At 61.0% G+C, this 13,739-nt stretch carries 12 protein-coding genes; 8 read left to right on the top strand and 4 right to left on the bottom strand.

The window, feature by feature from the left end:
- Positions 1-39: 39 nt before the first annotated feature.
- Positions 40-387, bottom strand: coding sequence for an aspartate-semialdehyde dehydrogenase (locus QWI20_RS21620; protein WP_369307159.1), 348 nt, complete (start codon positions 385-387; stop codon positions 40-42).
- 206 nt (positions 388-593) lie between these two features.
- Here QWI20_RS21620 and rapA point away from each other — a divergent pair, with 206 nt between their 5' ends.
- Positions 594-3,440 (top strand): RNA polymerase-associated protein RapA, encoded by a 2,847-nt coding sequence (gene rapA / locus QWI20_RS21625; protein WP_192171550.1) that lies wholly within the window; start codon positions 594-596, stop codon positions 3,438-3,440.
- Between the two features lie 207 nt (positions 3,441-3,647).
- Here rapA and QWI20_RS21630 read toward each other — a convergent pair whose 3' ends face one another.
- Together QWI20_RS21630 and QWI20_RS21635 are read right to left on the bottom strand one after the other, a co-directional pair.
- On the bottom strand, positions 3,648-5,003 hold the full coding sequence (locus QWI20_RS21630; RefSeq protein ID WP_369307160.1) for a spinster family MFS transporter: 1,356 nt from the start codon (positions 5,001-5,003) through the stop codon (positions 3,648-3,650).
- A 272-nt stretch (positions 5,004-5,275) separates the two neighbouring features.
- Entirely contained in the window at positions 5,276-5,575 is a 300-nt protein-coding gene (locus QWI20_RS21635) for a DUF2288 domain-containing protein (RefSeq protein WP_369307161.1), read from the bottom strand.
- Positions 5,576-5,903: 328 nt separating this feature from the next.
- On the opposite strand from QWI20_RS21635, the gene QWI20_RS21640 reads away from it, so the two are divergent.
- From QWI20_RS21640 to QWI20_RS21660, 5 genes are all read left to right on the top strand, one after another.
- The gene (locus QWI20_RS21640; protein WP_369307162.1) at positions 5,904-7,031 is read left to right on the top strand and encodes a branched-chain amino acid ABC transporter substrate-binding protein; all 1,128 of its coding nucleotides are present in this window, start codon (positions 5,904-5,906) and stop codon (positions 7,029-7,031) included.
- Positions 7,032-7,246: 215 nt separating this feature from the next.
- Positions 7,247-8,173 carry a high-affinity branched-chain amino acid ABC transporter permease LivH gene (gene livH / locus QWI20_RS21645; RefSeq protein ID WP_172609396.1) on the top strand — a complete coding sequence of 309 codons (927 nt, stop codon included), beginning with the start codon at positions 7,247-7,249 and terminating at the stop codon, positions 8,171-8,173.
- Positions 8,170-9,432, top strand: a complete 1,263-nt coding sequence (locus tag QWI20_RS21650) for a high-affinity branched-chain amino acid ABC transporter permease LivM (RefSeq protein WP_065992632.1) — start codon at positions 8,170-8,172, stop codon at positions 9,430-9,432. The genes livH and QWI20_RS21650 overlap by 4 nt, the downstream gene beginning before the upstream one ends.
- Entirely contained in the window at positions 9,432-10,199 is a 768-nt protein-coding gene (livG, locus tag QWI20_RS21655) for a high-affinity branched-chain amino acid ABC transporter ATP-binding protein LivG (RefSeq protein WP_122536637.1), read from the top strand. The genes QWI20_RS21650 and livG overlap by 1 nt, the downstream gene beginning before the upstream one ends.
- On the top strand, positions 10,200-10,901 hold the full coding sequence (locus tag QWI20_RS21660; RefSeq protein ID WP_369307163.1) for an ABC transporter ATP-binding protein: 702 nt from the start codon (positions 10,200-10,202) through the stop codon (positions 10,899-10,901). It begins immediately after the preceding gene.
- Positions 10,902-11,296: 395 nt separating this feature from the next.
- Here QWI20_RS21660 and QWI20_RS21665 read toward each other — a convergent pair whose 3' ends face one another.
- Positions 11,297-12,205: a LysR family transcriptional regulator gene (locus tag QWI20_RS21665; RefSeq protein ID WP_369307164.1), complete on the bottom strand. Its 909-nt coding sequence runs from the start codon at positions 12,203-12,205 to the stop codon at positions 11,297-11,299.
- A gap of 105 nt (positions 12,206-12,310) precedes the next feature.
- Here QWI20_RS21665 and QWI20_RS21670 point away from each other — a divergent pair, with 105 nt between their 5' ends.
- Together QWI20_RS21670 and QWI20_RS21675 are read left to right on the top strand one after the other, a co-directional pair.
- Positions 12,311-12,910, top strand: a complete 600-nt coding sequence (locus tag QWI20_RS21670) for a short chain dehydrogenase (RefSeq protein ID WP_369307165.1) — start codon at positions 12,311-12,313, stop codon at positions 12,908-12,910.
- Between the two features lie 62 nt (positions 12,911-12,972).
- Entirely contained in the window at positions 12,973-13,653 is a 681-nt protein-coding gene (locus QWI20_RS21675; protein ID WP_369307166.1) for a hypothetical protein, read from the top strand.
- The last annotated feature ends 86 nt before the right edge of the window (positions 13,654-13,739 follow it).

Below are 13,739 nucleotides of genomic sequence, written 5' to 3' on the forward strand. Positions count from 1 at the left end.
CGCCAATAATGCGCAATCGAGGCGGCGCTGACCAGCGCCTCAGACCTTCAGGTCGACCCACAGACCCTGGCGCGGCTCGTCGTCAATGATCGGCACCACCGGCACGGTGTCGTCGGCATTGAGGAAATCCCCGGGAATGGCCGGGCCTTCTTGAAGATCAGGGTGACGGTCGGCCACGCGCCGGTCGCTGCGGCGGCGTTGATGGCGACGTTGTTCCTCGCGCAGCAGCAATTCGGCCTGCTCGCGGTCACGTTCGCCCATGTCGATGCTGGTTTCGCTCGAACTCTTTTGAATCGGCGTTACCGGCGGGATATCCGGGGTGGGTTTGACCGGGTCCAGCTGCGAAGTCACGGGGGCCGCGCTCAGTGGGATCAGCGGTGGCAGCATGGTAATGGTCTCCTGTTATCAAGCTGTCGGCTGCCGTTTCGTCGACTTGAGCCGATTCAAGCGCGAGTTTCGACTATGTTTTTCGCAGCAAGTGCCCGCCCCAGGCGCGCCGCCCAATATATCCAGGCGTTTTTACAATGTGGCTTTGGCCTGGGCGCCTTGTTCCGTTAACATAGTCGGCTTTTTCAAGGCGGGAGTCAGGCAGCATGTCGCAGCAGTATCAACCGGGGCAACGCTGGATTAGCGACAGCGAAGCCGAGCTGGGTTTGGGCACCGTTCTGGCTCAGGACGGCCGCTTGCTGACCGTGCTCTATCCGGCCACTGGCGACACGCGCCAGTATGCTTTGCGCAATGCGCCGCTGACGCGGGTGCGCTTCTCGCCGGGTGACACCATCACCCACTTCGAAAACTGGAAGATGACCGTCCGCGAAGTCGACGACGTCGACGGCCTGCTGGTCTACCACGGCCTCAACGCGCAAAACCAGCCGGTGACCCTGCCGGAAACCCAGCTGTCGAACTTCATCCAGTTCCGTCTGGCCACCGACCGTCTGTTTGCCGGGCAGATCGACCCACTGCCGTGGTTCTCCCTGCGTTATCACACCCTCGAACACACCAGCCGCCAGTTGCAATCCTCGCTGTGGGGCCTGGGCGGCGTGCGCGCGCAACCGATCGCGCACCAGTTGCACATCGCCCGTGAAGTCGCCGACCGTATCGCGCCGCGGGTCTTGCTGGCGGACGAAGTGGGACTGGGCAAAACCATCGAAGCCGGTCTGGTCATCCACCGCCAGTTGCTGTCGGGCCGCGCCAACCGGGTGCTGATCCTGGTACCGGAAAACCTGCAGCACCAGTGGCTGGTGGAAATGCGCCGCCGCTTCAACCTGCAGGTCGCGCTGTTCGATGCCGAACGCTTCATCGAAAGCGATGCCAGCAACCCGTTCGAAGACACGCAACTGGCGCTGGTGTCGCTGGAATGGCTGGTTGAAGACGAGAAGGCCCAGGACGCGCTGTTCGCGGCGGGCTGGGACCTGCTGGTCGTCGACGAGGCCCACCACCTGGTCTGGCACGAAGAAAAGGCCAGCCGCGAGTACTCGCTGGTCGAGCAACTGGCCGAAGTCATTCCCGGCGTGCTGCTGCTGACCGCAACCCCCGAACAGCTCGGCCAAGACAGCCACTTTGCCCGTCTGCGTCTGCTGGACCCGAACCGTTTCCATGACCTGCACGCCTTCCGCGCCGAGAGCGAAAACTATCGCCCGGTGGCCGAAGCCGTTCAGGAGCTGCTGGACAAAGGCACGCTATCGCCAAAAGCCAACGAAACCATCCGTGGTTTCCTCGGCGCCGAAGCCGAAGCGCTGCTGACCGCTGTTGCCGCCGGCGACGCCGAAGCCAGTGCCCGCCTGATCCGCGAACTGCTTGACCGTCACGGCACCGGCCGCGTGCTGTTCCGCAACACCCGCGCCGCCGTGCAAGGGTTTCCGGAGCGCAAACTGCACCCGTATCCCCTGCCCTGCCCGGCTGAATACCTGGAGCTGCCGATTGGCGAACACGCCGACCTGTACCCGGAAGTCAGCTTCCAGGCCCAAAGCGAGCTCAGCGAAGAAGAGCGCTGGTGGCGTTTCGATCCGCGCGTTGACTGGCTGATCGACACCCTGAAAATGCTCAAGCGCGTGAAGGTGCTGGTCATCTGTGCCCACGCAGAGACCGCGATGGACCTGGAAGACGCGCTGCGGGTGCGTTCCGGCATTCCGGCGACGGTCTTCCACGAGGGCATGAACATCCTCGAGCGTGACCGCGCGGCGGCGTATTTCGCCGACGAAGAGTTCGGTGCCCAGGTGCTGATCTGTTCGGAAATCGGCAGTGAAGGCCGCAACTTCCAGTTCTCCCATCACCTGGTGCTGTTCGACCTGCCTGCGCACCCGGACCTGCTGGAGCAGCGGATCGGACGTCTGGACCGGATCGGCCAGAAGCACATCATCGAGCTGCACGTGCCGTATCTGGAAACCAGCCCGCAAGAGCGGCTGTTTCAGTGGTATCACGAGGCGCTCAACGCATTCCTCAACACTTGCCCGACCGGCAACGCGCTGCAACATACGTTCGGCCCGCGCCTGTTGCCGCAGCTGGAAGGTGGCGACGAGGACGACTGGCAGGCGCTGGTGACCGAGGCCCGCAACGAGCGCGTGCGTCTGGAAAGCGAACTGCATACCGGCCGCGACCGTCTGCTGGAGCTGAATTCCGGCGGCGCGGGCGAAGGCGAAGCGCTGGTGGAAGCCATCCTTGAGCAGGACGATCAGTTCACCCTGCCGATCTACATGGAGACGCTGTTCGACGCGTTCGGCATCGACAGTGAAGATCACTCGGAGAACGCGCTGATCCTGCGGCCGAGCGAGAAGATGCTCGACGCCAGCTTCCCGCTGGGCGACGACGAAGGCGTGACCATCACCTACGACCGTAATCAGGCGCTGGCCCGCGAGGACATGCAGTTCATTACCTGGGAACACCCGATGGTGCAGGGCGGCATGGATCTGGTGCTGTCCGGCTCGATGGGCAACACCGCGGTGGCGCTGATCAAAAACAAGGCGCTGAAGCCCGGCACCGTGTTGCTGGAATTGCTCTACGTCAGTGAAGTGGTCGCCCCGCGCTCGCTGCAACTGGGTCGCTACCTGCCGCCGGCCGCGCTGCGTTGCCTGCTGGACGGCAACGGCAACGATCTGTCGGGCCGCGTGTCCTTCACCACCCTGAACGATCAGTTGGAGAGCGTGCCCCGGGCCAGCGCCAACAAGTTCATTCAGGCCCAGCGCGACGTGCTCAACCCGCAGATCAACGCCGCCGAAAGCAAGATCGCGCCGAAGCACGCTGAACGTGTGGCGGAAGCGCAGCGACGCCTGGCGGCAGACACCGAAGAAGAGCTGGCGCGTTTGACCGCGCTGCAAGCGGTCAACCCGACCGTGCGCGACAGCGAGCTGGCGGCGCTGCGTGAGCAACGTGAGCAAGGCCTGGCCATGCTGGAAAAAGCCGCGCTGCGCCTGGAAGCGATTCGGGTGTTGGTGGCGGGGTAATCAGATTCGCCGCAGGAAATGTGGGAGTGAGCTTGCTCACGAAGGGGCCGGGACGCTCAGCCATTTTCGCTACTGACTGAACTTAAGCCTTCGCGAGCAAGCTCGCTCCCACGGGATAGCGCTCGGCTCGGGATCTTCTAGACCCCACAGAGCGCATGTGCACTTACTCTAAAGTAGGCCGCTGTCGTGTGGGAGTGACCGGGACATTTACGCCACCGACGGCTTCGCCCCCTGCCCCACCGGCTCATCCGCCACCATCCCCTCGCGCATCCGCTGCGCATCGGCGCTGAAGCACTTCGACGCGCGCACCAGAAACACCAGAACGAAAAACAGCGCCACCGGTATCAAGTACATCGCGTCGTGCAGCCCCACCGCTTTGAACGGTTCGGTCATCTGCTCGACCTGCGCGGCGTACATCGCCGAGTGAGCGAAATGGTCCGACAACAGCCCCACCACCACCGGCCCCAGCCCGCCGCCCAGCAGATACAGGCCGGCAAAAAACAGCGCCATGGCCGTGGCGCGCAGCCGGGGCTGCACCACGTCGTGAATCGCGGTGTAAACGCAGGTGTAGAAGTTGTAGGAAAACAGCCAGCCAAGACTGAAGACGCCAACGAATACACCGATCTCGATGCGCCCGGCGTGCAGCGCATAACCGGTACACAGCGTCGCGACCACCATGCTCATCGCAGCAAACATCAGGCGGCCGTTGCTCCAGCGTTGATGCAGCTTGTCCGCCACCCAGCCGCCGACGGTCAGGCCAACGAGACCGGTCACGCCGACGATCATGCCGGTGGCCATCGCGGCTTCCTGCAAGGGCAGTAAAAAATAGCGCTGCAGCATCGGCACCATGAACGAGTTGCACGCGTAGGTGGCGAAGTTGAACGCCAGACCGGCGAGCACCAGCCAGCGGAACGTAGGAATAGACAGCACGCGGCGGATCGGCCGGTCGATTTTTTCCTGGGAAATGGCCACGCTTTCAGCGGCGCCCCGGGCCGGCTCGCGAATGAAGAACATGAACACCGCCAGCACCAGCCCCGGCACCGCGGCGATGAAGAACGGCGCGCGCCAACTGCCGAACGCCTGGACCATCGCGCCGATGGTGAAGAATGCCAGCAGCAGCCCCAACGGCAGGCCAAGCATGAAAATGCCCATGGCACGGGCGCGGCGGTGGGCGGGGAACAGGTCGCCGATCAACGAATTGGCCGCTGGCGTATAGCTCGCCTCTCCGATCCCGACGCCCATGCGCACCAGCAGAAACGCCCAGAAGTTGCCGACCAGACCGTTTACCGCCGTCAGGCTGCTCCACACCGCCAGCCCCCAGCCCATCAACTTGCGCCGCGAGCCGTTGTCGGCCATGCGCCCCAACGGAAGACCGGCCACTGCGTACACCAGCGTGAAGGCGGTGCCGATGATGCCGAGCTGAAAATCGCTCAGCGACCATTCCTTACGGATGGGCTCGATGATGATCGCGGGAATCGTGCGGTCGAAGAAATTGAACAGGTTGGCCAGAAACAGCAGAAACAGAACGCGCCAAGCGTTCCTTGCCTGAGTCGATTGATCCATGGGGCGCTCTCTTTCTTGTTATAGGAGGCTATCCCGGCTGACGCCTCCGGTTTGCCTGAAATCTAGTCACGCCTTGGCACTCTGTCTGTGAACATTCGCCCCGCTGATACCCAGCCATTGAACGTCCGCCAGAAATCCCGCAGCGACCCTGATGGTTTTCCAAAATGAAGCGTAGATTCGGTGAGACATTCCGCTACCGACGACACACCGGCAGTTACCGCATTACCCACTTTGCCATCATCCGACGCACCATTTTTGAGCAGTGAACAGCGTCACGCCCTCTCGTGGATCAACACCCACGGCGCGACAACCACTGCCCAGAGGGGCGGATTGCGCTCGAAAAGATCCAGAGCCTTTGATTCAGAGACCTTGCCGACGTCCCCACTCTTGAGCCACGCGGCCACTTGCGCCTCACTGTTCTCGGCGAATGCCTGGGCCACGGCGATCAAATCCAGGTTGGGCTCGACCCACAACAGGGCACCCTTCGCAAAAAATGGTTGCAATTCATTCCACGTAATCGAAGCCGTTTCGCCAAGCAGTTTGGCATAGAGGGTGCTAGGTTCTTGCGTCATGGGTTTTCACCGTATTGGAAAATCGGCGCAATGATAGCGCCGCCCTCCGTACCGACAAACCCGGATTCAAGTGATTGATTGCAGGGAAGTTCGCGCAAGCTGACCGGTTCGTTGGCCAACGGGTTATAGAGCCGGCTTGATTGTGTATCTTTCTGTCGATTAAGCGACATCCACAGGTTTTGCCCCCCGCAGCCAGCTATTCAAGCGATCGACCGGCGCTCTAAACTGTTCCGGTACAGTTGCTGGGGGATGGGGCCTTAAGATTCAATCCGGTCCTGCAGCTTTGGCCGTCAGGATTATAAAAACGACAACGCAAGAGTGGAGCATCATGACTAAGGGTATTAATCAGATTTCCAAGCTGTTTGCCGCACTGGTTCTGGCGGGGGTCGCCAGTCACTCGTTCGCAGCTGACACAATCAAGATCGGCATTGCCGGCCCTAAAACCGGTGCTGTGGCCCAGTACGGCGACATGCAGTTCAGCGGCGCCAAGATGGCCATCGAGCAGATCAACGCCAAAGGCGGCATCGACGGCAAGAAGCTTGAAGCGGTTGATTACGATGATGCCTGTGACCCGAAACAAGCGGTCGCCGTCGCCAACAAAGTGGTCAACGACGGCGTCAAGTTCGTGGTCGGTCACCTGTGCTCCAGCTCCACTCAGCCCGCTTCCGACATCTACGAAGACGAAGGCATCATCATGGTGACTCCGGCGGCCACCAGCCCGGAAATCACCGCCCGTGGTTACAAACTGATTTTCCGCACCATCGGCCTGGACAGCGCCCAGGGCCCTGCCGCCGGCGACTACATCGCCAAGCAGGTCAAGCCGAAGATCGTTGCGGTCATCCACGACAAACAGCAATACGGTGAAGGCATCGCCACCGCCGTCAAGAAGACCCTGGAAGCAGACGGCGTGAAAGTCGCCCTGTTCGAAGGCATCAATGCCGGCGACAAGGACTTCTCCTCGCTGATCGCCAAGATGAAGCAAGCCAACGTCGACTTCGTCTACTACGGCGGCTACCACCCTGAACTGGGTCTGATCCTGCGTCAGGCGCAGGAAAAAGGCCTGAAAGCCGGCTTCATGGGTCCTGAAGGCGTGGGCAACGCGTCCATCTCGCAGATCGCTCAGGATGCATCCGAAGGTCTGCTGGTGACCCTGCCGAAATCCTTCGACCAGGATCCGGTCAACAATGAGCTGGTCGCTGCGTTCAAAGCGAAGAAAGAAGACCCAAGCGGTCCGTTCGTGTTCCCGGCCTACGCTGCCGTGGAAGTGATTGCCGACGCGATCAAGGCCGCCAAGTCCGAAGACACCGCGAAAGTGGCAGCCGCCATTCACGCCGGTACGTTCAAGACCCCTACCGGCGATCTGAGCTTCGACGCCAAGGGTGACTTGAAAGACTTCAAATTCGTCGTTTACACCTGGCACAAAGATGGCACCAAGACTGAAGCCCCTGTGAAATAACGCAGCCTTCATGCTTACCCGAAGCCCACTGCAACCGCAGTGGGCTTTGTTTTAGCTGGGCAGCGAATTTCACAAGAATTCCGACCCCTGAACATCTTGAAACCGCACCAGTGAACCACTGGGCTCGTGCCGGACGCGGACGTAGATCACGACGCGCGAGCGGGAAAAAGACACCACCAGTGAAACACCAGGCAGGTTTTTAGGAGCACTCAGCAATGCCGATAGATCTCTATCACTTTCTTCAACAGCTGGTTAATGGGATGACCATTGGCAGCACTTACGCCTTGATTGCCATTGGCTACACCATGGTTTACGGCATCATCGGCATGATCAACTTCGCCCACGGCGAGGTGTACATGATCGGCTCGTATGTGGCGTTTATCGCCCTGGCCGGTCTGACCATGCTGGGCCTGGACAGCCTGCCGCTGCTGATTACCGCAGCCTTCGTCGCCAGTATTGTGGTGACCAGCGCCTACGGGTACGCCATCGAGCGAGTTGCCTATCGCCCGTTGCGCGGCAGCAACCGTTTGATCCCTCTGATTTCCGCCATCGGCATGTCGATTTTCCTGCAGAACACCGTGCTGTTGTCGCAGGATTCGAAAGACAAATCGATCCCCAACCTCATTCCCGGCAACTTCGTGTTCGGCCCCGGCAGCACCCATGAAGTGGTGATCTCCTACATGCAGATCCTCATCTTCATCGTCACGCTGGTGGCCATGCTCGGTCTGACCTGGTTCATCTCCCGCTCTCGCCTGGGTCGCGCCTGCCGTGCCTGCGCCGAAGACATCAAGATGGCCAACCTGCTGGGGATCAACACCAACAACATCATCGCCCTGACCTTCGTCATCGGTGCCGCTTTGGCGGCGGTCGCTGCGGTGCTGCTGAGCATGCAGTACGGCGTGATCAACCCCAACGCCGGTTTCCTCGTCGGCATCAAAGCCTTTACTGCCGCAGTCCTGGGTGGCATCGGCAGTATCCCGGGCGCGATGCTCGGCGGTCTGGTGCTGGGCATCGCCGAAGCCTTTGGCGCCGACATCTTTGGCGACCAGTACAAGGATGTGGTGGCGTTCGGTCTTCTCGTATTGGTGTTGTTGTTCCGGCCAACCGGCCTGCTCGGCCGTCCGGAGGTTGAAAAAGTATGACCAGGAATCTCAAATCGGCCCTCTTCAGCGCAGTGCTGGTGCTGGCCGTCGCTTACCCGATCCTCGGGCTCAAACTGGACATCGTCGGGATCAATCTCGCGGTGGTCGGCGCCAGCACCACGACCGTGCTGGTCATTTTCGCCGCGGCGTTTCTGATGTTCCTGCGCGTGCTGTTCAACGAACAGATCAGCGCCATGTGGCGTTCGCGTCCGCAGAAACAGCTGATGTCCGACAAGACCAGCAACTTTCTGACCCTGCCGTCGACCCAACGCTGGTTCCTCGGCGCGCTGGTGATCGCGGCGCTGGTGTGGCCGTTCTTCGGCTCGCGCGGCGCGGTGGACATCGCGACCCTGATCCTGATCTACGTGATGCTCGGCCTGGGCCTGAACATCGTTGTCGGTCTGGCGGGTCTGCTTGACCTCGGCTACGTCGGTTTTTACGCCGTGGGCGCGTACACCTACGCCCTGCTGCAGCACTACTTCGGCTTTGGTTTCTGGATCTGCCTGCCACTGGCCGGCCTGGCGTCGGCAACCTTCGGCTTCCTGCTGGGCTTCCCGGTCCTGCGTTTGCGTGGCGACTATCTGGCCATCGTTACGCTGGGTTTCGGTGAGATCATTCGTCTGTTCCTGCGCAACCTGACCGACATCACCGGCGGCCCCAACGGCATCAGCAACATCGAAAAACCGACGCTGTTCGGCCTGTCGTTTGAGCGCAAGGCTGCAGAAGGCATGCAGACGTTCCACGAATACTTCGGCCTCCAATACAACTCCATCAACAAGGTGATCTTTCTCTACCTGATCGCCCTGCTGCTGGCGCTGTTGGCGCTGTTCGTCATCAACCGGTTGTTGCGCATGCCCATCGGCCGCGCCTGGGAAGCCCTGCGTGAAGACGAAATCGCCTGCCGCGCGCTGGGCCTGAATCCGACCATCATCAAGCTGTCGGCCTTCACCCTGGGTGCTGCGTTCGCCGGTTTCGCCGGCAGTTTCTTCGCCGCGCGTCAGGGTCTGATCACGCCGGAGTCGTTCACCTTTCTGGAGTCGGCGATCATCCTCGCCATCGTGGTCCTGGGCGGCATGGGCTCGCAGCTGGGCGTGATCCTCGCCGCAGTCGTGATGATTCTGTTGCCTGAACTGCTTCGCGAATTCAGCGAATACCGGATGCTCGGCTTCGGCGCCTTGATGGTGCTGATGATGATCTGGCGTCCCCAGGGCTTCCTGCCGATGCAGCGTCCCGTCATGAAACTCAAGGGGGAGCGCTGATGAGCCGTCCACTTCTGCAAGCGTCCGGCTTGTGCATGCGCTTTGGCGGTCTGCTGGCCGTCAACGGCGTCGGTCTGACCGTCAACGAGAAGCAGGTTGTGTCGATGATCGGCCCGAACGGCGCCGGCAAGACCACCGTGTTCAACTGCCTGACCGGCTTCTACAAACCCACCTCCGGCACGATTCTGCTGGATGGCGAGCCGATCCAGGGCCTGGCCGGCCATGAAATCGCCCGTAAAGGCGTGGTACGAACGTTCCAGAACGTGCGCCTGTTCAAGGAAATGACGGCGGTGGAAAACCTGCTAGTGGCCCAACATCGCCACCTCAACACGAATTTCCTGTCCGGCCTGTTCAAGACCCCCGCGTATCGCAAAAGCGAGCGCGAGGCGATGGAGTACGCCGAGCATTGGCTGGAAGCGGTTGATCTCAAGGAGTTCGCCAACCGTCCTGCCGGCACGCTGGCCTACGGTCAGCAACGCCGTCTGGAAATCGCCCGCTGCATGATGACGCGCCCGCGCATCCTGATGCTCGACGAACCGGCTGCCGGTCTGAATCCGAAAGAAACCGAAGACTTGAAAGCGCTGATCGGCGTATTGCGCAACGAGCACAACGCGACGGTGTTGCTGATCGAGCACGACATGAAACTGGTCATGAGCATTTCCGACCATATCGTGGTGATCAATCAGGGCACGCCGCTTGCCGATGGCACTCCCGAGCAGATCCGTGACAATCCTGAAGTGATCAAAGCCTATCTGGGGGAAGCGTAAATGCTGCAGTTCGATAACGTTTCCACGTTCTACGGCAAGATCCAGGCATTGCACGGTGTCAGCATCGATGTGCAGCAGGGCGAGATTGTCACGCTGATCGGCGCCAATGGCGCGGGCAAGTCGACGCTGTTGATGACGCTGTGCGGTTCGCCGCGCGCGCACAGTGGCAGCATCCGCTATATGGGTGAGGAACTGGTGGGTCTGGAGTCGTCGGTGATCATGCGCAAGAGCATTGCGGTGGTGCCGGAGGGCCGTCGTGTGTTCGCGCGTCTGACGGTGGAGGAGAATCTGGCGATGGGCGGGTTCTTTACGGACAAGGCCGATTATCAGGTACAGATGGATAAGGTGCTTGAGTTGTTTCCGCGTCTGAAGGAGCGGTTCAATCAGCGCGGCGGCACGATGTCCGGCGGTGAGCAGCAGATGCTGGCGATCGGGCGTGCATTGATGAGCAAGCCGAAGCTGTTGTTGCTGGATGAGCCTTCGCTGGGTCTGGCGCCGATTATTATTCAGCAGATTTTCGAGATCGTTGAGCAGTTGCGGCGGGATGGGGTGACGGTGTTTCTGGTGGAGCAGAATGCGAATCAGGCGTTGAAGATCGCGGATCGTGCGTATGTTCTGGAGAATGGCCGGGTGGTGATGCAGGGGTCGGGGGCGGACTTGCTGGTTGATCCGAAAGTGCGGGATGCTTATTTAGGCGGGTAAAGCAGGATCAAGATCAAGAGCGTCTGCCTGGGGGCAGACGTTTCGCCTTCGGCGAGTTACTTGGAAAAGCACCCCAAGTAACCAAGGGTGCTTGCTCCTGGCTTGGCCCTTCGTTCCTCAGGGTTCCTTCACTCCGGTCTCGCTCCGTGGGCCCGCTGCCATCCATGCGGCTCGGCCCACTCCACGAGACCTGCGTTCAGCCTGCGCCCAAGTCGCGTTTTTCGGTGTCTGGACTATCGCGTAGAAGATCAATTGCAAAAGCAAAAGCTTCCCGGCTAAAGCCGGTCCCACTGGGTGCACGCGCCGTTGCACTGGAGTGTTTACAGGGGACTGATTTATTTACAGCGCTTCACCGTAAATTAATCTGTCCCCGCTCGATTTGATAACCCCAGAAGTCAGAGCTGTTCCAGCGCCGCAGTGCTGCGCTCGAACCATTCGCCTAAATAATCCGCCATGACTTGCACCCGCCTCGGCAGCCGTCCTTCAAAAGGGTGAACCAGGTACAGGGACGAGACCGACGTCTGGTAATCACGCAGCAACCAGTGCAACCGCCCTTCTTTCAGTTCCTCATGGACCATGTACGACGGCAGGCGGGCGATGCCGGCGCCGACCAGCGCGGCTTTTTTCAGGAGGCCGTAGTGGTTGCTGGCGAAAGTGCCGCGGACGTTGACGCGGGTCAGTTCGTGTTTCTGGTGGTAGGCCCAGGATTCGCGGCCGGTGTGGTGGCTGTTGAGCAGGCATCGGTGGACGCGCAGTTCTTCCGGGGTTTGCGGGGTGCCATTTTTGGCGAGATAGTCCGGGCTGGCGCAGGTCAGTTCCTGTAGCGACAGCAACGGCTTGGCCACCAGGCGTTCGTCGATCCCCACGCTGGAACGTATGCCCAGGTCAAAGCCATCACGGCGCATGTCGCGGAAGTGGTTGTTGAGGTCCAGTTCCACCTGAACATCGGGGTAGGTGTGGGCGAATTCGGTGAGCAGGCCTTCGAAGAAGGTTTCGCCCAAGGACACCGGCACGGTCAGGCGCACGGTGCCGATCAGGCTTTCGCTCAGGTAGGCCATGGCGTCGCGGACGCGGTCGCGTTGGGCCAGCAGCGCGCGGGCCTCGGGCAGGAGAATGGCGCCCGCCGAGGTCAGTGTCAGGCTGCGGGTGGTGCGATGGAGCAGCGTCACGCCGAAGTTTTTTTCCAGTTTGCTGATGCGCTTGGACAGTTGGCTGGTACTGGTGTCCAGCCATTGCGCGGCCAGGGTGAAGCTATTGGCCTCCACCAGCATCGCGAACGCGGCCAGGTCGTCCATTTCGCTCATGATTGTTTCCTTTCTGACAAACCGGGATTGCCGTTTAGCCCCTGTTTCGGCGGGAAAAGGCGACTCACACTGAGCGCCTGATCCATACCAGGGGAAAACCGCATCATGAAAATTCTATTGATTGGCGCCAGCGGCACCATCGGCTCGGCGATCGAGACAGAGCTGGCGCCACGCCACGAGATCGTTTGCATCGGCAGAACCGGCGCAAACGAGCACGTCGATATTAGTGACAGCGACTCGATCCGCAAACTATTCGAACGGACAGGCCCTTTCGACGCATTGATTTGCGCCGCCGGCAATGTCACCTTCGCGCCGCTCGCCGAGATGACGGCCGATTCCTTCGCCCTGGGCCTTCGGGACAAGCTGATGGGTCAGGTCAATCTGTTGCTTATCGGTCGGGATTTCGCCAACGACGGCGCCTCGTTCACCTTCACCACCGGCATCACCAGCGTCGATCCGATTCGTACCGGGGCCTCTGCCAGCCTGGTCAACGGCGCCATTGACGCCTTCGTGCGCGCCGCCGCCATCGAGATGCCGCGCGGCATGCGCGTCAATTCCGTCAGCCCCAATGTGCTGGTCGAAGCCATGGGCAGTTACGCGCCGTACTTCCGCGGCTTCAAGCCGGTTCCCGCAGCGGATGTAGCACTGGCGTACGCAAAAAGTGTCGAAGGGCTACAAACCGGACAGACGTATCACGTTGGCTAATCGCCCCTTGTGATGAGCGAGCAGGCTGAGTAACGTGGCGGCACTTGTCTGGAGACCGCCCCATGTCCGCTGCTCGTTCCGCCCTGATGTTCGCCTTGTTGCCCCTGTTTGCCGGCTGCCAGTTGATGCCCATGTCTTCCAATGACAGCAAGGTGTCGACCGCCGGCATGATCCGCATGCAGGGCACCCTCAGCGGTGACGGCGGCAAGCTGTTCTTTGCCCCGTGCAACGAACAGCGCCGCTATGCAGTGACCGACAAGGGCAACACCGGCGTCCTGCAGGAAGCCGCTTCGGTCGTGGACAAGAACGGCAAGGCGTTCGCCGATGTACGCGGCAACTTCGTCGCGAGCAAGGCACAGGGCAGTGACGGTCAGGCTGACATCTATCAGCTCTACCGCGTCGAGCGCCCGAGCGGTGCCTGCGAGGACCCCAACTTCAAGCGCCTGACGATTCATGCCAGCGGCAACGGTCCGAAATGGAACCTCAACGCCAGCGGCAAGGGTCTGGTGCTTGAGCGTGAAGGCCAAGAGCCGTTCGCCGTGCCGTACATGGAAGAGCAGATGCCCGAGGGCCGCTTCAACCTGATCACCGACGCCAACAACCAACACGTGGAACTCTACGTCGCGCCGCTGCGCTGTGTGGACCCGTCGAACGGTTCGGTGCAGCACCTGACCGCCGAGTTGCGGGTCAATGGCCAGGTTCAGCGCGGTTGCGCGTACTTCGGGGCGATGCGTAACGATTGAGGGTGTGGCGGATGTCGTCGCTCGGGCCACCGCTCCCTGCTCAATGTGGCTTATAATCGCGCGCTCTTGTAGTGCTGCCGGGCCGA

The organism is Pseudomonas sp. W2-17 (assembly GCF_041060445.1).
In the GTDB taxonomy this organism is placed as follows: Bacteria; Pseudomonadota; Gammaproteobacteria; order Pseudomonadales; family Pseudomonadaceae; genus Aquipseudomonas.